The sequence below is a fragment of the Pseudomonas sp. AF03-9 genome, from assembly GCF_020515815.1.
Taxonomy (GTDB): Bacteria; Pseudomonadota; Gammaproteobacteria; order Pseudomonadales; family Pseudomonadaceae; genus Aquipseudomonas.
Genome location: NZ_JAHPJF010000001.1, coordinates 407742 through 425355 on the forward strand (window position 1 = coordinate 407742; position 17614 = coordinate 425355).

Annotated in this window: 19 protein-coding genes; 10 read left to right on the forward strand and 9 right to left on the reverse strand. The window is 62.7% G+C overall.

Annotated elements, in window-relative coordinates:
• Positions 1–203: 203 nt before the first annotated feature.
• The 5 genes from LIY36_RS01895 to LIY36_RS01915 all read right to left on the reverse strand — a co-directional run bounded on the left by LIY36_RS01895 (position 204) and on the right by LIY36_RS01915 (position 5166).
• Positions 204–1445, reverse strand: coding sequence for a heme biosynthesis protein HemY (locus tag LIY36_RS01895; protein ID WP_226454649.1), 1242 nt, complete (start codon positions 1443–1445; stop codon positions 204–206).
• 5 nt (positions 1446–1450) lie between these two features.
• Positions 1451–2566, reverse strand: a complete 1116-nt coding sequence (locus LIY36_RS01900) for a uroporphyrinogen-III C-methyltransferase (RefSeq protein ID WP_226454650.1) — start codon at positions 2564–2566, stop codon at positions 1451–1453.
• 18 nt (positions 2567–2584) lie between these two features.
• On the reverse strand, positions 2585–3343 hold the full coding sequence (locus LIY36_RS01905; protein ID WP_226454651.1) for a uroporphyrinogen-III synthase: 759 nt from the start codon (positions 3341–3343) through the stop codon (positions 2585–2587).
• Complete coding sequence (hemC, locus tag LIY36_RS01910; RefSeq protein WP_192297964.1) at positions 3340–4281, reverse strand: hydroxymethylbilane synthase; 942 nt, start codon at positions 4279–4281, stop codon at positions 3340–3342. The genes LIY36_RS01905 and hemC overlap by 4 nt, the downstream gene beginning before the upstream one ends.
• Before the next feature lie 138 nt (positions 4282–4419).
• A complete protein-coding gene (locus LIY36_RS01915; protein ID WP_192297965.1) occupies positions 4420–5166 on the reverse strand; it encodes a LytR/AlgR family response regulator transcription factor in 747 nt (248 codons plus the stop codon).
• 503 nt (positions 5167–5669) lie between these two features.
• On the opposite strand from LIY36_RS01915, the gene argH reads away from it, so the two are divergent.
• Entirely contained in the window at positions 5670–7064 is a 1395-nt protein-coding gene (gene argH / locus LIY36_RS01920; RefSeq protein WP_192297966.1) for an argininosuccinate lyase, read from the forward strand.
• 174 nt (positions 7065–7238) lie between these two features.
• On the opposite strand, the gene LIY36_RS01925 is transcribed toward argH, so the two are convergent.
• Positions 7239–7898: a glutathione S-transferase family protein gene (locus LIY36_RS01925; protein ID WP_226454652.1), complete on the reverse strand. Its 660-nt coding sequence runs from the start codon at positions 7896–7898 to the stop codon at positions 7239–7241.
• Between the two features lie 127 nt (positions 7899–8025).
• Between LIY36_RS01925 and LIY36_RS01930 the strand changes: the two genes are divergently transcribed.
• The 3 genes from LIY36_RS01930 (at position 8026) to LIY36_RS01940 (ending at position 11672) form a co-directional block, all read left to right on the forward strand.
• The gene (locus LIY36_RS01930; protein ID WP_192297968.1) at positions 8026–8310 is read left to right on the forward strand and encodes a hypothetical protein; all 285 of its coding nucleotides are present in this window, start codon (positions 8026–8028) and stop codon (positions 8308–8310) included.
• A 96-nt stretch (positions 8311–8406) separates the two neighbouring features.
• Positions 8407–8661 carry a TIGR02647 family protein gene (locus tag LIY36_RS01935; protein WP_003195403.1) on the forward strand — a complete coding sequence of 85 codons (255 nt, stop codon included), beginning with the start codon at positions 8407–8409 and terminating at the stop codon, positions 8659–8661.
• A gap of 170 nt (positions 8662–8831) precedes the next feature.
• Positions 8832–11672 (forward strand): class I adenylate cyclase, encoded by a 2841-nt coding sequence (locus tag LIY36_RS01940; RefSeq protein ID WP_226454653.1) that lies wholly within the window; start codon positions 8832–8834, stop codon positions 11670–11672.
• On the opposite strand, the gene rnk is transcribed toward LIY36_RS01940, so the two are convergent.
• From rnk to cyaY, 3 genes are all read right to left on the reverse strand, one after another.
• Complete coding sequence (gene rnk / locus LIY36_RS01945) at positions 11669–12082, reverse strand: nucleoside diphosphate kinase regulator (protein ID WP_192297970.1); 414 nt, start codon at positions 12080–12082, stop codon at positions 11669–11671. The two genes, LIY36_RS01940 and rnk, sit on opposite strands and share 4 nt — an antisense overlap.
• Positions 12083–12213: 131 nt before the next feature.
• Positions 12214–12432 carry a DUF1289 domain-containing protein gene (locus LIY36_RS01950; protein WP_192298242.1) on the reverse strand — a complete coding sequence of 73 codons (219 nt, stop codon included), beginning with the start codon at positions 12430–12432 and terminating at the stop codon, positions 12214–12216.
• Positions 12433–12434: 2 nt separating this feature from the next.
• Positions 12435–12767 (reverse strand): iron donor protein CyaY, encoded by a 333-nt coding sequence (cyaY, locus tag LIY36_RS01955; RefSeq protein ID WP_027608321.1) that lies wholly within the window; start codon positions 12765–12767, stop codon positions 12435–12437.
• Between the two features lie 238 nt (positions 12768–13005).
• On the opposite strand from cyaY, the gene lptM reads away from it, so the two are divergent.
• Genes lptM through LIY36_RS01985 form a run of 6 tightly spaced genes read left to right on the forward strand, consistent with a single transcriptional unit; the run spans position 13006 to position 17588 of the window.
• Positions 13006–13173, forward strand: coding sequence for an LPS translocon maturation chaperone LptM (lptM, locus tag LIY36_RS01960; protein WP_192297971.1), 168 nt, complete (start codon positions 13006–13008; stop codon positions 13171–13173).
• 9 nt (positions 13174–13182) lie between these two features.
• Complete coding sequence (lysA, locus tag LIY36_RS01965; protein ID WP_192297972.1) at positions 13183–14430, forward strand: diaminopimelate decarboxylase; 1248 nt, start codon at positions 13183–13185, stop codon at positions 14428–14430.
• A 3-nt stretch (positions 14431–14433) separates the two neighbouring features.
• Positions 14434–15264 carry a diaminopimelate epimerase gene (gene dapF / locus LIY36_RS01970; RefSeq protein WP_192297973.1) on the forward strand — a complete coding sequence of 277 codons (831 nt, stop codon included), beginning with the start codon at positions 14434–14436 and terminating at the stop codon, positions 15262–15264.
• Between the two features lie 13 nt (positions 15265–15277).
• Positions 15278–15994 (forward strand): DUF484 family protein, encoded by a 717-nt coding sequence (locus LIY36_RS01975; RefSeq protein ID WP_192297974.1) that lies wholly within the window; start codon positions 15278–15280, stop codon positions 15992–15994.
• Between the two features lie 2 nt (positions 15995–15996).
• Positions 15997–16896, forward strand: a complete 900-nt coding sequence (gene xerC, locus LIY36_RS01980; RefSeq protein ID WP_192297975.1) for a tyrosine recombinase XerC — start codon at positions 15997–15999, stop codon at positions 16894–16896.
• A complete protein-coding gene (locus tag LIY36_RS01985; protein ID WP_226454654.1) occupies positions 16893–17588 on the forward strand; it encodes an HAD family hydrolase in 696 nt (231 codons plus the stop codon). Before xerC ends, LIY36_RS01985 begins: the two co-directional genes overlap by 4 nt.
• Positions 17589–17614 lie beyond the last annotated feature (26 nt).

Below are 17614 nucleotides of genomic sequence, written 5' to 3' on the forward strand. Positions count from 1 at the left end.
GGTAGAGGAAAGGCCTGACCCCTTTCAATACGCGCTAGAGCAGACAATTCCGCGAAAACGTAAGGACATCCCACCAGAGTTTGGAGGACATAACACAACGCTACGTAGGAGTTTATGACGAATGCGATTCGGCCGAGTAAATGCGTAGACTTGAGGGGTTGGCCGTCAGACGTATCCGAGCCACCCCTTGCATCCTTCCTACTTCAGACTCGCGCAGGCACCGGCAAAGGTGAAGCAAGCAGGCGGTTATCCAGCAGGCCGAGGCCTTCCTGGAACAGCTGATTACTGCGTTCAGTATCGCCCAGTTGCGCCAGCAGGCGCGCCAGTTCGGCACAGGCTTCGGGGTTGCGCTGCACCTGCAGGCTGCTTTCCAGATAGTCGCGTGCCTTGCCCCACAGGCTGTTTTGCAGACACAGGCGGCCCAGGGTCAGCAGCAGGCTGGCATCGCCCGGATGGTCCTTGAGCCAGCCCTCGGCAAACTTCAGTTGCCGCGCCGGATCACTGCCACGCAGCAAGCCATACAGTCGGATCAGATGACTGTCATAACCGCGCTTGAGCGCCCCGCGCAGCACCTCTTCGGCCTTCGCGTCGGCGCCCAGTTGGCGCAGCTGTTCGGCATACGCCAGCACCAACTGCGGCTCCTGACGCTGGGCAGAGGTCAGTTGCTGCCAGGCCCGCTCAAGGGACTGCAAGCCCGCTTCGCCCTGCTCCTCGCGCTGGGCCGCCAGGCTGAGGTTTTCACCCCAGGCGCGACGCTCCAGTTCGGCCAGTTCGGTGGCGGGCAACACTTTGTCCTTGCGCAACTCGGGCAGCAGGCGAATCACCGACGACCAATCGCCACGCTGCTGATGCAGGCGTTGCAATTGGCGCAGGACCTGGGCGTTATGGGGATGACGGGCGTGCATGGCCTGCAAGGTGACGAGGGCACCCTCAGTGTCGCCGCGATCCATCTGCAATTGCGCATGGCTCAAGGCTACCGCCAACTCGGCTTGGGGCTGACGCTCCAAGGCGCGCTCCAGCAAACCATCCGCCTCTTCATAACGACCCTGCTCGTTCGCCGCACGCGCGGCACCGAGGTAGTAGAGCAATGGCTGGCGCTCCGCTTCGGCGGCGCGATGCAGGTGACGCTCGGCGCTGGCCCAGCGGCCTTCGGCGAGGTCCATCTGGCCCTGCTCAATCGCGATCTGCACACGGCGGCTGCGGTTGCGCCGCGACCACGGGTTGACCACGCCGCCGGAGGTGGTCACCAGGCTCAACAACAGGCGGACCAGGTAGATCGCCAGGCCGATGGCAAACACCGCCACCAGCGTCGCCCACAGGCTCGACTCGTAATTCAGCACATGGGGATAGGTAATCAGCACGTAGCCGGTATGTTTCGAGATGCCCACAGCCAGTGCCAGGGCGATTGCAATCGCCAGCACGAGGACCACATAGAAACGCTTCATCGGCTTCACTCCTGGGTGGCCGGCTTACCCGCCGACGCCTTGGCTTCGTCGGCAGACAAATGGCGGCGCTCAAGGTATGCCTGCACAGCTGCCAGGCTCGCCGCCAGATCCGGCGTCACCACCGACACGGCCTTGGGCTCAAGCTCGGCGATACGCGCCAGCATCGCCTTGCTCTGCGGGTTGTCCTGATTGAAGTTGTCTTGCAGCACGCTACGCGCCTCGCCCAACGAGCGGCTGTAGACCGCCGTCTCGCCGTTGAGCGCAGCCCATTGCGCCTGCTCCAGCGCCAGGCTCAGGGCCAGGCGCACCTGGTTCAAACCCTGGCCGGCCAGGAGTGGGCGGATGTTGTCGTCAGGGTTGAAGTCGATGCGGAAGTAGCGCGAGATCTGCTCCCACCATTGGCTCCAGCGGCTTTCGGTATCGGTGGTCGGGCGCCCTTGGGACGCAGGTTCGGTGAGCTGATATTCCGGTGCGATCGCGGCCAGTTGCACCACCTGATCGCGCAGCGCCGCCAGTTGCAGGTACAGCCCGGTGCGGTCCGGCTGCTCGGTACTGCGCAGCGCGGCCAGGCTCTTGGCCAATTGTTCACGGGCGGCGTAGGCGCCCGGATCGCTTTGCTCACGCAGGATTTCGTCGGCGCCCTGCACCAGCGACTGGGCGCTGTTGATGTCCTGCAAGGCCGACAAACGCAGGCTGGCCAGACGGATCAGGTGCTCGGCTTCCGCCAGGCGCCAATCCTGGCGGCTGGCACCCAGCACGGTTTCCAGGCGCTGGCTGAGGCGCTGTTGATCGCCCTGCAATTGGGCTACCAGGCGGCGACGCTCTTCGAGCTCGTCCGCAGCCGGCAACTGGGCCAGGCGTGCCGCCAACTGTTGCTGACCCTGCTTGAGGCCTTGAGTCTGTTCGGCAAGCGTCTGCACCTGGCCCAGCTGTTGCTGGCTGCCGGCTTGCAAGGCACGGACCTGCCAGAGCCCCCAGCCGCCAGCGGCAACACCGGCCGCACCGAGTAACAGGGCAACGATCGCCAGGCCATTGCCACGGCGTGGCGCGGTGACAGCTGACTCAACCGACGCAGCAGCTGCGGGTTGGGTTTCATCTTTGGGCAAGGCTGTTTCGCTCACGTATCCGTCCTTTGCGTATCAGAGAGTGGCCGCACGATGGGCGCGCAACGCCACTAACAACGCCGCGGCACTCGCGCCGCGACAATCCACAACTTTTTCTGCGCCGGCAGCCCGCGCCATCTCACAGACTCGCGGGCTCGGCACGAACAACGGCAACTGTGCCACCTGGGGCCAATCGACACCGGCCAGGGCTTGCAGGTGTAAAAAACCCTGCCCACTGCTGACCACCACGCCGTTCAAGCGTTCCAACTGGATGAGTTGCACCAGTGCCCCAGCGGCGTAGGTCGGTAGGAAACGACGGTACAACTCCAGATAGTCGACACTAGCACCTCTCTCGCGCAAACGCTCAGCCAGCAGCTCCCGGCCGCCTTCGCCGCGCAGGATCAACACCCGGGCGCCAGGCCGTGCGATAGCCTCGCGCAAGGCGGGTAGTGCTAGCAAGGCCTCGCTGTCGTCGCCGGTTGGGGGATAGTGAACGTTGAGGCCATGATCGGCCAATACCTGGGCCGTGGCGGCGCCGACGCTGAACCACGGCAACTGCGGCCAGGCGCGATCCAACTGCTGCAACGCCAGGCGGGCGGCCGGCTTGCTGACCACAATCACCGCGCAATAGCGGCCCAGGTCACGAAACACGGCCTGTTGTTCGGGGGTGACGGGAAGCGGCTCGATGTCCAGCAACGGCAGGCTGCTGCTGAAGATCCCGGCTGCCGACAACGACGCCGCCAAGGCCAGACACTCCTCGGCAGGCCGCGTCAGCAGCACACGCCAATCGGTCACTGCGGGCCGGCCTCGCCGTAGACTTTTTGCAGGATGGCACCAGCGCCCTGGTCCAGCAGCGCGTTGGCCACCTGAATACCCAAAGCTGCCGCGTCGCCCTGCGGGCCACGGACCTCGGCGGTTAACAAGGTGCCGCCGTCCGGGTCGCCGACCAGGCCGCGCAGCCACAGGTTTTCACCTTCGAGCACCGCGTAACAGGCGATGGGCACCTGGCAGCCCCCATTAAGGTGTTTGTTCAGGGCACGTTCGGCGGTAACGCGCACCTCAGTGTCGTGGTGATCAAGAGGCTTGAGCAGTGCGTGGATTTCAGTGTCAGCGGTGCGGCATTCGATACCCACGGCGCCCTGGCCACCGGCCGGCAAGCTGTCTTCGACGCTGATGGCCGACGTGATGCGGTCTTCGAAGCCCAAGCGGATCAGACCGGCTGCCGCCAGGATAATCGCGTCATATTCACCGGCATCCAGCTTGGCCAGGCGCGTGTTGACGTTGCCGCGCAGGAAGCGGATCTGCAGGTCCGGGCGACGGGTCAACAGCTGCGCCTGACGCCGCAGGCTGGAGGTGCCGACGATGCTGCCCTGGGGCAACTCATCCAGGGACGCGTAGGTATTGGAGACGAAGGCATCGCGCGGATCTTCGCGCTCGCAGATACAAAAAAGGCCCAGGCCTTCAGGGAAGTCCATGGGCACATCTTTCATCGAATGCACGGCGATGTCGGCTTCGTTGTCCAGCAACGCGGTTTCCAGTTCCTTGACGAACAGGCCCTTGCCGCCGATCTTCGACAGCGGCGAGTCGAGCAGCTTGTCGCCGCGACTGACCATGGGCACCAGGGACACCGTGAGGCCGGGATGGGCCTGCTCGAGGCGTGCTTTGACGTATTCGGCCTGCCACAGGGCAAGGGCACTTTTACGGGTGGCGATGCGGATTTCGCGAGAGGACATGGATCAATCCGTACTGAATAGATACGGCAGATAATAACAGCTCAGGCAAATACGCTTTGATTTGAATCAGCAAGTGCGGGGCCTCCCTGGCCGCATCGCACCGGGATAAGGACTGCAGGTAGCGCCAAAACCCTTGGGCTAAAGCTGCTGCATCATCTTGCGCACACCGGCGACATGGCGTCGGCTGACGATCAACGCATCGCCATTAAGCCCTTTCAGGAACAACTGAAAGTGCCCCAGTGGCGTGCGTTGCAGGCGTTCAATGCGATCGCGGGCCACCAGGGCATTGCGGTGGATTCGCACGAAGCGGTCGCCGAACTCATCCTCAAGGGCCTTGAGCGGCTCATCGAGCAGCACTTCACCGCCCTCGTGGCGCAGGGTCACGTATTTGTGATCGGCAATAAAGTAGACCACCTGGCTCAGGGGAATCAACTCGATGCCCTTGCGGGTACGCGCGCTGATATGGCTGCGCGGCCCGTTGCCACTTTGGGCGGCAGGCTGGGTCAAGGCGGTGAGCTGGCTGCGGTTGGGGCGCTCGGCCTTTTTCAGAGCTTTGAGCAACGCACCTGCCTCGACCGGCTTGGACAGGAAGCTGACGCCACTGACCTCAAGGGTCTGCGCCGAAAATTCCGCTTCGGCCGCGCACAACACCAACGCCGGTGGCGATTCACGCTCGCTCAGGCGGGCGGCGACTTGCAGGCCATCAAGGCCCGGCAGGCGAATATCGAGCAACACCACATCCGGCTTGAGGCTGTCGATCAGCGTCAACGCTTCTTCGCCCGTGGTGGCGCTCGGTTCAAGGACTGTATAACCCTCGAGTTCACTGACCAAACGGCTCAGTCGCTCGCGGGCTTGGGGTTCGTCTTCAACGATCAGGACATTCATATTGCGCTGGATTCCTGCGTGAGTCTCGCACAAGGATAGCGTAGACAGGTGCGGTGACTTGCGTCACAGCGATCCACGCTAAGACTAGCGCGAGCGGCAAAAAGTGCCCTGACAGCGGCACCCATATTTACCCGGACCTGTTCAATTGCGCCCAGGACCTTCTGACTTCGGGCATCGTCGTAGGGTTTGCTGATACACAATCCGAATCCCCCCGTGTTTGATGGATAGTCAGGGCTCTGACCGCAGCACCCGACATTGGTGCATTCACGCTCTGTTCAGTGCAACTGTAGACGCTCACTGCGACGGTATTGCTCTATCGTCAAATATCGTTTCAATAAACACCCGAGTCCAGTCTCTTCCCGGACGCGTCCGGCGGCAAGGCACTTTGCCATCCTTCGTGCAAATAAAAATGCCGATCACCCGTAGCACCGCCTCCACGGGCAACCCTGTTATTATCGCCGGCACACCTCCAAGCCTCTTTAAAGCAGATCACGAGCGAATCCATGAGCACCGACAAGACCAACCAGTCCTGGGGCGGCCGCTTCAGTGAACCCGTCGACGCCTTCGTCGCCCGCTTCACCGCCTCCGTCACCTTCGACCAGCGCCTGTACCGCCACGACATCATGGGCTCGATCGCCCACGCCACGATGCTGGCCAAGGTCGGCGTGCTGACCGACGCCGAGCGCGACAGCATCATCGATGGCCTGAACACCATCCAGGGTGAGATCGAAGCCGGCACGTTCGACTGGCGCGTCGACCTGGAAGACGTGCACATGAATATCGAGGCCCGCCTCACCGACCGCATCGGTGTGACCGGCAAGAAACTGCACACCGGCCGTAGCCGCAACGACCAGGTCGCCACCGACATCCGCCTGTGGATTCGTGACGAGATTGACTTGATCCTGGGCGAGATCACCCGCCTGCAAAAAGGCCTGCTGGAGCAGGCCGAGCGTGAATCCGCCACCATAATGCCCGGCTTCACCCACCTGCAAACCGCACAGCCCGTGACTTTCGGCCACCACCTGCTGGCCTGGTTCGAAATGCTCAGCCGCGACTACGAGCGTCTGGTGGATTGCCGCAAGCGCGCCAACCGCATGCCGCTGGGCAGCGCCGCGCTGGCCGGCACCACCTACCCGATCGACCGCGCGTACACCGCGCAACTGCTGGGCTTCGACGCCGTGGGCGGCAACTCCCTGGATGGCGTGTCCGACCGTGACTTCGCCATCGAATTCTGCGCCGCGGCCAGCATCGCGATGATGCACCTGTCGCGTTTCTCCGAAGAGTTGGTGCTGTGGACCAGCGCGCAATTCCAGTTCATCGACCTGCCGGACCGCTTCTGCACCGGCAGTTCGATCATGCCGCAAAAGAAAAACCCCGACGTGCCAGAGCTGGTGCGTGGCAAGAGCGGCCGCGTATTCGGCGCACTGATGGGCCTGCTGACCCTGATGAAAGGCCAGCCATTGGCCTACAACAAGGACAACCAGGAAGACAAGGAACCGCTGTTCGACGCCGCCGACACCCTGCGCGACTCGCTGCGCGCGTTTGCCGACATGATCCCGGCGATCAAGCCCAAGCACGCGATCATGCGTGAAGCGGCGCTGCGCGGGTTCTCCACCGCGACCGACCTGGCGGACTACCTGGTACGCCGCGGCCTGCCGTTCCGTGACTGCCACGAAATCGTTGGTCACGCCGTGAAATACGGCGTGGACACCGGCAAGGACCTGGCGGAAATGAGCCTGGAAGAACTGCGCCAGTTCAGTGACCAGATCGAGCAGGATGTGTTTGCCGTGCTGACCCTGGAAGGTTCGGTGAATGCGCGTGACCATATTGGCGGGACCGCACCGGCGCAGGTGAAGGCCGCCGTTGCACGTGGCCAGGCATTGCTCGCCAGCCGCTAGCTAAAAGCAGCGCAGGCAAGCCAGCTCCCACAAGAGACCGAGTACTACCAGACACCTCGGGCAAATGTGGGAGCGGGCTTGCCCGCGAATAAGGTCTATCAGTTAGCTATGGGCTGACTGACACACCGCTTTCGCGAGCAAGCCCGCTCCCACACTTGATCCACTCGGGCTTGCTTATTTCTTGGCAGCAATCATCGCCCTGAACGCCGGCATCGCCGCTTCCCTGTCCGCCGCGACCTTCTGGGCATTGGGCAGTGCATGCAGTTTTTCCAGCAACGCCTTGGCCGCCGGCATCTCAGCCAGCAAATCCAGCCCAAACAGCTTCTCGCCCACCGCGCAGGCGAGGTTCACGCTGTACATGAAATACAGATCGGCAATCGTGAAGCTCTCCCCCGCCACATACGGCGCAAACTTGCCGTGCCTGCCCAGCGCACCGAACCCCAGCAGCAACTCGGACCTGGACTTCTCCTTGATCGCCTCCGGCACCGGCATGCCCATAAACGCTTCGGGGTAACACGCACGGGCCGGCAGCTCGATGTACAACTCGATCTCCCTGCACAGCGCCAGCACCTGGGCTCGCTGGAACGGCTCGGCGGGCAGCAGCGAAGGCCCTTCCTGGCTCTGTTCGATGTATTCGAGGATCACGCTGGTTTCGTTGATAAACCCCTGCTTGACGCCGAGGACTGGCACCTTGCCACGTGGGCTGACCGCAAAGACATCGGAGGTCTGCCCGGAAAAAAAGGGCACCTCTTCGAACGGCAGTCCCTTCTCCAGCAGCGCGAGCTTGACCATGTTGTAGTAGTTGCTGACCGAGAATCCGTAGAGCTTGAGCATTGCAGGCGCCTCCAGGCCGGGAATGGGGTTGGCTGCAAGGGTTATAGCTCCCAGAGCCCGACGTTGCCAGCAGCATCACCCGCCTGAATGGGGGTAGACTGGCGCCCTTTCCTGTGAGGAGCCTGCCATGAGCGAGCCGACCGATATCGACAACGACGAAGAAGAATTCGCCGAAAACACCCTGATCGAAGCGATCGAGAACCAGATCGAAAGCGAAAACCCACCAGCGGCCAAGGCCACGTTCAACAAGTTGACCCTGGTGGGTTACGAGCGTGAAGAAATCCTGCAACTGATGGCCCACGTGCTGGCTGTCGAGATTGATGCGCTGCTGGAAGAGGACCGTGCGTTCAATACCGAATGGTATGAAACTGCACTGCGCGCCCTGCCGGATCTGCCGCCGGAAAAGCAATAATCCAAGGGCACAGCAACACGCTGGACAGTTCGGCAAAGTGCGTTCACCTTATGGCCTGCTAGCCTCTAATAAATTCTTAGAAAGTCTGGAGTCCTTATGTCGTATACCCCTGAGTTGGTTGCCGAACTGGAAATCCTTGTACTCTTCCCATTGGACAGCACCAAGGAAGGTCTGAAAGTCCACCAGACCGCCGCTCCCACTGCTATCGCCGCAGCCAAGCGCCTCCACGCCAAAGGACTTATCGACCAGCCGGACGGAGGCTACCTGACCAGCCTTGGCCGTGACGCTGCAGAGCAGGCCCAAACCCTGCTGACCATCCTGACCACCGCCAGTACCAAAGAAGCCGCCTGACGCTCGATACCCGCCCATGGAGTCCGCCCAATGCGGGTTCCGGGGGCGCTGCTGTGAAAGGGTTAAAGTTCTGACGTCAAAGACCGATTACCCTCTAAACCTCCTATGCTCCTGGCGGTAAACTCCAATACGGCCGCCCACGTCGGGCCCTGCGCGCCACCGAGCTCGACATGACCCGCACCCATGAAATCCGCCCTGACCTGGACGAAGGCATCGACCGCAAGGTGCTGGCCCAACTGCGTGCGCGCTTCATGGCGCTCAACGACGGCCGCATGGCCCGGGCTGTCGAGGGGCTGACACCACGCCAACAAAGCGTGTTGACCCTGTTGCCGCTGTTCTTCCACGTCAATCATCCGCTGTTGCCCGGCTACGTCTCCGGAAGCACGCCGGCCGGGCTGTCGAATTTCGAACCCGACACCCAAGCCCTGGCCGAAGCCCAGCGCCTGACCCGTTCGTTTTCCTATAAGCCACGCCACGGCAACCCGCCGCAGCCGATCCACGGCCTGTTTCTGATGGGCAGCCTCGGCACCCTGGCCCAGGCCGACCAGAGCGATATGGACGTGTGGGTCTGCCACGCCCCGGACCTCGGCGAAAACGAACTGGCCGAGTTGCGCAAGAAGTGTCAGTTGCTGGAAACCTGGGCCCTGGGCATGGGCGCCGAAGCGCATTTCTTCCTGATCGAGCCGACACGCTTTGTACTGGGCGAGCGCGACACCCAGCTCAGTTCCGACGACTGCGGTACCACCCAGCACTACTTGCTGCTGGACGAGTTCTACCGTACCGCCATCTGGCTGGCCGGACGCACGCCGATCTGGTGGCTGGTGCCGGTGTATGAAGAAACCCGCTACGCCGAATTCACCCACACGCTGATCTCCAAGCGCTTTATCCGCGCCGACGAAACCCTCGACCTCGGCCATCTGGCGCGCATCCCTCCGGGGGAGTTCATCGGCGCCGGGCTGTGGCAGCTGTTCAAGGGCATCGAATCACCCTACAAATCGGTGCTCAAGCTGCTGCTGACCGAGGTCTACGCCAGCGAACACCCCCACGTGCATTGCTTGAGCCTGCGGTTCAAGCGGGCGGTGTTCGCCAATCAGATCGACCTCGACGAGTTGGACCCCTACATCGTGGTCTACCGCCGCATCGAGGAATACCTCAAGGCACGCAACGAGCCCGAGCGTCTGGAACTGGTGCGACGCGCCCTGTACCTGAAGGTCAACCGCAAGCTCAGCGCTGGCCAGCGCACCACCAGCTGGCAACGCTTGCTGCTGGAGCGGCTGGCCCACGAATGGGGCTGGGACCAACGCCAGCTGGCCCTGCTCGACAGCCGCAGCCAATGGAAAGTGCGCCAGGTTGCCTCCGAGCGCCGCGCTCTGGTCAACGAGCTGAACTACAGCTACCGCTTCCTTACCCAGTTCGCCCGCACCGAGCAGACCGTCAGCCTGATCAACAAGCGCGACCTGAATGTACTCGGCCGCCGCCTGTACGCCGCGTTCGAGCGCAAGGCCAGCAAAGTCGAGTTCATCAACCCCGGCATCGCCCCGGACCTGGCCGAAGACACCCTGACCCTGGTGCAATCGCCCAATCGTAAGGAGCCCGGTCAACATTACTGGGGCCTGTACAACGGCAACCTCACAGCCCAGGAATCGGAACACTTCGCGCCGATCAAACGCAGCCGCGACCTGCTGGAGATGCTCACCTGGTGCCATCGCAACGGCGTCATCGACAGCAGCACGCGCCTGGCGCTGCACCCTGGCATCAGCGACATGACCGAATTCGAGCTGTTCAACCTGCTCGGCAGCCTGCAACAGACGGTCGCCCTGCCCCTGGCCAGTGTCGATGAAGAACGCCTGCTGCGCTCGGCCGTGCCAGAGGAAGTGCTGCTGTTGATCAACGTCGGCGTCGACCCGCTCAAGCACCACCGCGACCTGAACATCCTGATGACCACCGAGCGTACCGACTCCCTGAGCTACGCCGGGGTGCGTGACAACCTGGTTCTGACCCTGGATCAGGTCACGCTCAATAGTTGGAACGAGGTGCTGGTCAGCCGCTACGACGGCCCGCACGCCCTGCTCGATTGCCTGCGCGACTACCTGAACCAACTGCCGTCGGATCACCTGCCACGCCTGCGGGTGCGCTGTTTCTGTCACAACCGTGCGCAGTTCATTGCCCAGCGCGTCGAGGACATCTTCGACACCGCGCAGAACCTGCTGCTGGCTCAAGGCAATCACCGCTACCTGTTGCAGGTGCAGCAGCACTATCACGTGATGGAGCTGGTGCCGGGCCAGGCCACCCACGTACCGCTGCCAACCCAGGACGCATTGATCAGCTACCTCAGCGAAGAGCTGGCAGGCTACAGCCCGCTGCACCTGGACGCCATGGCACTGGAAGGCGACGACCTGGCGCTGTTGCTGCCCATGGGCCTGGCCGATTGCGTGCAGGTGTTCTACCGGGTCAACGACGGTGTTGCCGAGCTGTACGTGCTGGATGAGTTCAACGCGCTCTGGCGCCAGCAATTGCCGTTTCATGATGAGCAGAGCCTGTTGGCGCCGCTGCAGCGCTTCCTGCAATCGATCATCTATCGACGCGAAGCACTGGCACCGCTGGACAACAGGCAACCCTTGGGTGAAGTGCAAATCCTGTATTACCAACTGTTGCCGTCGGGCAGCAATCGCGCGCGCAGCGTCGAGCCGCGTCCGGCGCCGCAGAACTCGGCCAACAAACCGTTTTATGACGTGCAGGCGATTATTGGCAAGGCCGCACCGGGCCAGGTGGGCGTTACCTTGTATTGCAATCAGCGGGAGTTCTGCGAACTGGAATTTGGCGACCAGCTCTTTAGCGTGGTCGCCCAGGAGATCGTCGGGCAGCGCCGGGAAACCGAGCGCTACCGCTGCTACATCACCGATCTGGACCTGTCGGGCCTGCTCGGCGACGTGCAAAGCCCGAGCAACCTGTACCTGCGTTACAAGGCCGAGCTGGAGCTGTCGCTCAACGCGGCGCTGAAGCAGATTTAGAGCGGGAAGGCGCCGCCGTCCTTGGGCTGGCCGTCAACACTGAGCAGTTCCAGCTTGAGGGTCTTGCCGCCGGGCGCCGGCCAGTCGATATGCTGGCCCACTTGCAGGCCCAGCAACGCGCTGCCCACAGGTGCCAGGATCGAGATCTTGCCTTCATCGGCATTCGCGTGTTTCGGGTAGACCAGGGTCAGGTGGTAGTCCTTGCCACTGCCTTGTTCACGGCAATGCACGCTGGAGTTCATGGTCACGACACCCGCAGGCACTTCATCGTGGCCAACCACCTCTTCGGCGCGGTCGAGTTCGGCTTGCAATGCTTCGACGCCAGGAGACTCGTCGCCCAGGCGGTCGATCAGTTGCTCCAGACGCTGCACGTCAAGACGGGTGAGGATGATGGACGGTGCGGTGGTCATGATTCAGGCAGACTCCTTTTTTCTGCACAAAAAAGCAAAACCCCGCCAGAAAAAGGCGGGGTTCTCACTGGCCTCGATGAGTTGAGGCGTAGCCGGACACTACCACAGCGTCACAAATAAACAAGACGACCTCAGGCGCCAGCCCTGCGCTGCTCGGCCTCGGCGCAAATCACCCGGCGCCGCGCATCGTCGGCGGAGCGCCATTCACGGATGTCTTCGACGTGACGGAAGCAGCCGCGGCAGACTTTTTCCTCGTCCAGGCGACACAAACTGATACAAGGTGACGGCACCGCCGGGCTGACATTGCTGAACAGCGGCTTGGGCGGACGTACGGGAGCGGGCTGCGTCACCATCAGATCTCGTCGAAGTCCAGCTCGGCGCCGGTGTATTCGTGGACCAGGCGCGCAAGCATTTCGCCCAACAACTCTTCACTCTTGTCGCACTGCCATTTGCCGCTTTCTTCGTCGTAGTCGAAGTGCACGCCACCGGAACGCGCCGCCAGCCACAGCTGACGCAGCGGCTCCTGGCGGCTGAAGATCAGTTGTTGGCCACTCTCGAACTTGACGGTCAGCACGCCAGCCGAATTCTCCAGGTCTACATCCAGGCCGCTGTCGTCGAAAATATCTTCCAGCGCCTGCTGGGTCGCATCCACCAAGTCGTGAAAACGGGCTTCGGTCAAACTCATTGTGGCAACCTCAAAAGTGTCTGGTTTTGCTCAAGCGCCGCACGATACGGGCGAGCCCGGCCGATTGCAAAGGATACCGATTCCATCGCGATTGGCGGTATGAAATATCCCCAGTCAGCGTAGTCCGCTTCGCAGCCATCTCGGCAAACCCCCGCCGGACGGGTATTTCAGCGCATAGGCAAGCTGGCGGGTGGTCGGTATACTCGGGCGCAATTAATGCATATTCAAGGATTTCGCCATGAAGCGCCTGATCTCTTCCCTTGCTGCGCTCGTCGCGGTCGCTTGCCTCGTTAGTGCCTGTGGTCAAAAAGGCCCGCTGTACCTGCCCGACGACAGTAAAGACCCGAATGAACAGGCGCAATCGTCGCAAAAATCTGCAAAAGCGCATAAGCACGACACCTACTAAGGGACATTCATGGACGCTTTTAACTACCGGAACGGCGAGCTGTTCGCGGAAGGCGTGGCGCTGTCCGCGATTGCCGAACGTTTTGGCACCCCGACCTACGTGTACTCCCGTGCGCACATCGAAGCCCAATACCGCAGCTTTGCCGACGCGCTGGAAGGCACGCCGAGCCTGGTGTGCTACGCGGTCAAGGCCAACTCCAACCTGGGTGTACTGAATGTCCTGGCGCGCTTGGGCGCTGGTTTCGACATCGTCTCCCGTGGCGAGCTCGAACGTGTACTGGCCGCCGGCGGCCAGGCTGACAAGATCGTATTCTCCGGCGTCGGCAAGAGCCGCGACGACATGCGCCGCGCCCTCGAAGTCGGCGTGCACTGCTTCAACGTCGAATCCACCGACGAGCTGGAACGCCTGCAAGTGGTGGCCGCCGAGATGGGCGTTCGCGCGCCGATCTCCCTGCGCGTCAACCCGGACGTCGACGCCGGCACCCACCCGTACATTTCCACCGGTCTCAAAGAGAACAAGTTCGGCATCGCCATTGCCGACGCCGAGGACGTGTACATCCGCGCCGCCCAACTGCCAAACCTGGAAGTACTGGGTGTCGACTGCCATATCGGCTCGCAACTGACCACCCTGCCACCGTTCCTCGACGCCCTCGACCGCCTGCTGGCACTGGTCGACCGCCTCGGTGAGTGCGGCATCTACCTGCACCACATCGACCTCGGTGGTGGCGTAGGTGTGCGTTACCGCGATGAAGAGCCGCCGCAGATCGCCGACTACATCAAGGCTGTGCGCGAGCGCATCGAAGGCCGTGGCCTGGCGCTGCTGTTCGAGCCGGGCCGCTATATCGTCGCCAACGCCGGCGTGCTGCTGACCCAGGTCGAGTACCTCAAGCACACCGAACACAAGGATTTCGCCATCGTCGACGCGGCGATGAACGACCTGATCCGCCCAGCGCTGTACCAGGCCTGGATGAACGTCACCGCCGTAACCCCTCGCGACAGCGAAGCGCGCGCCTACGACATCGTCGGCCCGATCTGCGAGACCGGCGACTTCCTGGCCAAGGATCGTCAGCTGGCCCTGGAAGAAGGCGACCTGCTGGCCGTGCATTCGGCCGGTGCCTACGGGTTTGTCATGAGTTCCAACTACAACACCCGCGGGCGTACCGCCGAGGTGCTGGTGGACGGTGATCAAGCGTTTGAAGTGCGTCGCCGCGAGACGGTAGCCGAGTTGTATGCTGGCGAAAGCCTGCTGCCGGAGTAAGCCATGCTGCTGCGTTTTACCAAGATGCACGGGCTGGGCAATGATTTCATGGTCCTCGACCTGGTCAGCCAGCACGCGCATATCCTGCCCAAACACGCTAAACAGTGGGGCGACCGTCACACCGGCATCGGTTTCGACCAATTGCTGATCGTCGAGGCGCCGAGCAACCCGGAGGTGGATTTCCGTTACCGGATCTTCAACGCCGACGGCTCCGAAGTGGAACAGTGCGGCAACGGCGCGCGCTGCTTTGCGCGCTTTGTGCTGGACAAGCGCCTGACCGCCAAGCGCCAGATCCGCGTCGAGACCAAGAGCGGCGTGATCGAACTGGACGTCCGCAACGACGGCCAGATCAGCGTCAACATGGGCGCGCCACGCCTGGTGCCGGCGGACATTCCGTTCCAGGCCACCGAGCAGGCCGCCAGCTACACGGTCGACGTCGACGGGCAGAGTGTCGAGCTGGCCGCCGTGTCCATGGGCAACCCCCATGCGGTACTGCGGGTCCACGACATCAATAACGCGCCCGTACACGAATTGGGGCCCAAGCTCGAACACCACCCGCGCTTTCCGGCCCGGGTCAACGTAGGTTTCCTGCAGGTGATCGACCGTTCCCGCGCGCAATTGCGCGTCTGGGAACGCGGTGCCGGCGAAACCCAGGCTTGCGGCACCGGTGCTTGCGCCGCTGCCGTGGCCGCGATCAGCCAGGGGTGGATGGATTCGCCACTGTTGATCGACCTGCCCGGCGGACGTCTGTCCATCGAATGGGCAGGCCCTGGCCACCCGGTACTGATGACCGGGCCGGCCTCGCGTGTATACGAAGGACAGGTCCGTCTATGAGTGAGCCCAGCCAATGACCGATAAGCCTCAAGTACCCGCACAAGCATCCCCGAGCGACAGTCTGGAGGCCGCTGCCGTCGCGGCGTACCTTGAGGCTAATCCGGACTTCTTCGTCGAACACGAGGAGCTGCTGCCGGCCCTGCGCATCCCCCACCAGCGCGGCGACACCGTGTCGCTGGTGGAGCGGCAGATGAAGATCCTGCGCGAGCGCAACATCGAAATGCGCCACAAGCTCTCGCACCTGATGGACGTGGCCCGCGACAACGACCGCCTGTTCGAGAAAACCCGCCGCCTGATCCTCACACTGATGGACGCCACCAGCCTGGAAGAAACGGTGATCGCCGTGGAAGACAGCCTGCGCCAGGATTTCCAGGTGCCCTTTGTCAGCCTGATCCTGTTCAGCGACAACCCGATGCCGGTGGGGCGATGGGTCAGCGGTGCCGAAGCACAGACCGCCATCGGCGGCCTGCTGTCCGAAGGCAAGACCATCAGCGGCACCCTGCGCGAGCATGAGCTGGACTTCCTGTTTGGCGCCGAACAGCGCAAGCAGATCGGCTCCACTGCCGTCGTCGCCCTCAGCCATCAAGGCCTGCATGGCGTTCTCGCCATCGCCAGCCGCGACCCGGCGCACTACAAAAGCTCGGTGGGTACGTTGTTCTTGACCTACATCGCCGAAGTGCTGGGCCGCGTCCTGCCGCGTTTCACCACCGCCCTGCGCGCGGTGCGCTAGGCATGGAACGGCAACTGGACGCTTACTGCGCTCACCTGCGCAGCGAGCGCCAGGTGTCGCCCCACACCCTGGAAGCCTATCGGCGCGACTTGAACAAGGTCCTGGCGTACTGCGAAAAACAGCAGATCGCCAGCTGGAAGGCCCTGGACATCCAAAGCCTGCGCAGCCTGATTGCTCGCCTGCACCAGGCCGGCCAATCCTCGCGCAGCCTGTCGCGCCTGCTGTCGGCGGTGCGCGGCCTGTATCACTATCTCAATCGCGAAGGCCTGTGCGAGCACGACCCGGCCAATGGCCTGTCACCGCCCAAAGGCGAGCGACGCCTGCCCAAGACCCTCGACACCGACCGCGCCCTGCAATTGCTCGACGGTGCGGTCGAGGACGACTTCCTGGCCCATCGCGACCAGGCGATCCTCGAACTGTTCTATTCCTCAGGTCTGCGCCTGTCGGAACTGACCGGCCTGAACCTGGATCAACTGGACCTGGCGGACGGCCTGGTGCAAGTGCTGGGCAAAGGCAGCAAGACCCGAGTGCTGCCGGTGGGCCGCAAAGCCCGCGAAGCCCTGCAACTGTGGCTGCCGCTGCGGTTGTTGACCAACCCGGCGGACGACGCGGTGTTTGTCAGCCAACAAGGCCGACGCCTGGGGCCACGTGCCATCCAATTGCGCGTCAAGGCGGCGGGCGAGCGTGAATTGGGCCAGAACCTGCACCCGCACATGCTGCGCCACTCCTTCGCCAGCCATTTGCTCGAATCATCCCAGGACCTGCGCGCGGTGCAGGAACTGCTCGGCCACGCCGACATCAAGACCACGCAGATCTACACCCACCTGGATTTCCAACACCTGGCAACGGTGTACGACAGCGCCCATCCACGGGCCAAACGCATCAAGGGCGGCGACTCATGAGTATCAAGCTGATCACCTTCGACCTGGACGACACGCTCTGGGACAACGTACCCGTCATCATCAGCGCCGAAGCGTCGATGCGTGAATGGCTGGCGACCCACGCGTCGAAGGTCGGCGACTTGCCCCTGGAGCATTTCGCCAGCCTGCGCCAGCAGGTGCTGGAGCGCCATCCGGAGTTGAAGCACCGCATCAGCGTGCTGCGCCACCGGGTGTTGATGCATGCCTTTGAAGAAGCCGGTTATCCACAGCCCGAGGCCACACAAATGGCCGATGTGTGTTTTGAGGCGTTCATTCATGCGCGTCATCAGCTCACCCCGTTCCCTGAAACCGAACCGATGCTGCAAGCGCTGCGTCAGCACTTCCTGCTAGGGGTAATCACCAACGGCAATGCCGATGTGCAGCGCGTTGGCCTGGCCGACTACTTCCACTTTGCCCTGCGCGCCGAAGACATCGGGATTGCCAAACCAGATGCGCGATTGTTTCAGGAGGCTATGAAGCGCGGCGGCGTGGAGGCCAGTGCGGCGGTGCATATCGGCGATCATCCAGGGGATGACATTGCCGGGGCGCAGCAGGCGGGGTTGCGGGCGGTGTGGTTCAACCCGACGGGCAAGGTGTGGGATGCAGATAAGCGCCCGGATGCCGAGATTCGTAACCTGGCGCAATTGCCAGAGTTGCTTCGCGGCTGGCAGTAAAAACGCAGATCAAACCTGTGGGAGCG

What these genes read in the sequence shown, in the direction of transcription:
- LIY36_RS01985 (WP_226454654.1), top strand. Translation starts at nt 16,893, where the DNA reads ATGAGTATCAAGCTGATCACCTTCGACCTGGACGACACGCTCTGGGAC.
- LIY36_RS01975 (WP_192297974.1), top strand. Translation starts at nt 15,278, where the DNA reads ATGACCGATAAGCCTCAAGTACCCGCACAAGCATCCCCGAGCGACAGT.
- LIY36_RS01935 (WP_003195403.1), top strand. Translation starts at nt 8,407, where the DNA reads ATGTCGTATACCCCTGAGTTGGTTGCCGAACTGGAAATCCTTGTACTC.
- xerC (WP_192297975.1), top strand. Translation starts at nt 15,997, where the DNA reads ATGGAACGGCAACTGGACGCTTACTGCGCTCACCTGCGCAGCGAGCGC.
- argH (WP_192297966.1), top strand. Translation starts at nt 5,670, where the DNA reads ATGAGCACCGACAAGACCAACCAGTCCTGGGGCGGCCGCTTCAGTGAA.
- cyaY (WP_027608321.1), bottom strand. Translation starts at nt 12,767, where the DNA reads ATGAGTTTGACCGAAGCCCGTTTTCACGACTTGGTGGATGCGACCCAG.
- LIY36_RS01915 (WP_192297965.1), bottom strand. Translation starts at nt 5,166, where the DNA reads ATGAATGTCCTGATCGTTGAAGACGAACCCCAAGCCCGCGAGCGACTG.
- dapF (WP_192297973.1), top strand. Translation starts at nt 14,434, where the DNA reads ATGCTGCTGCGTTTTACCAAGATGCACGGGCTGGGCAATGATTTCATG.
- rnk (WP_192297970.1), bottom strand. Translation starts at nt 12,082, where the DNA reads ATGACCACCGCACCGTCCATCATCCTCACCCGTCTTGACGTGCAGCGT.
- lptM (WP_192297971.1), top strand. Translation starts at nt 13,006, where the DNA reads ATGAAGCGCCTGATCTCTTCCCTTGCTGCGCTCGTCGCGGTCGCTTGC.
- LIY36_RS01930 (WP_192297968.1), top strand. Translation starts at nt 8,026, where the DNA reads ATGAGCGAGCCGACCGATATCGACAACGACGAAGAAGAATTCGCCGAA.
- LIY36_RS01940 (WP_226454653.1), top strand. Translation starts at nt 8,832, where the DNA reads ATGACCCGCACCCATGAAATCCGCCCTGACCTGGACGAAGGCATCGAC.
- hemC (WP_192297964.1), bottom strand. Translation starts at nt 4,281, where the DNA reads ATGTCCTCTCGCGAAATCCGCATCGCCACCCGTAAAAGTGCCCTTGCC.
- LIY36_RS01925 (WP_226454652.1), bottom strand. Translation starts at nt 7,898, where the DNA reads ATGCTCAAGCTCTACGGATTCTCGGTCAGCAACTACTACAACATGGTC.
- lysA (WP_192297972.1), top strand. Translation starts at nt 13,183, where the DNA reads ATGGACGCTTTTAACTACCGGAACGGCGAGCTGTTCGCGGAAGGCGTG.
- LIY36_RS01895 (WP_226454649.1), bottom strand. Translation starts at nt 1,445, where the DNA reads ATGAAGCGTTTCTATGTGGTCCTCGTGCTGGCGATTGCAATCGCCCTG.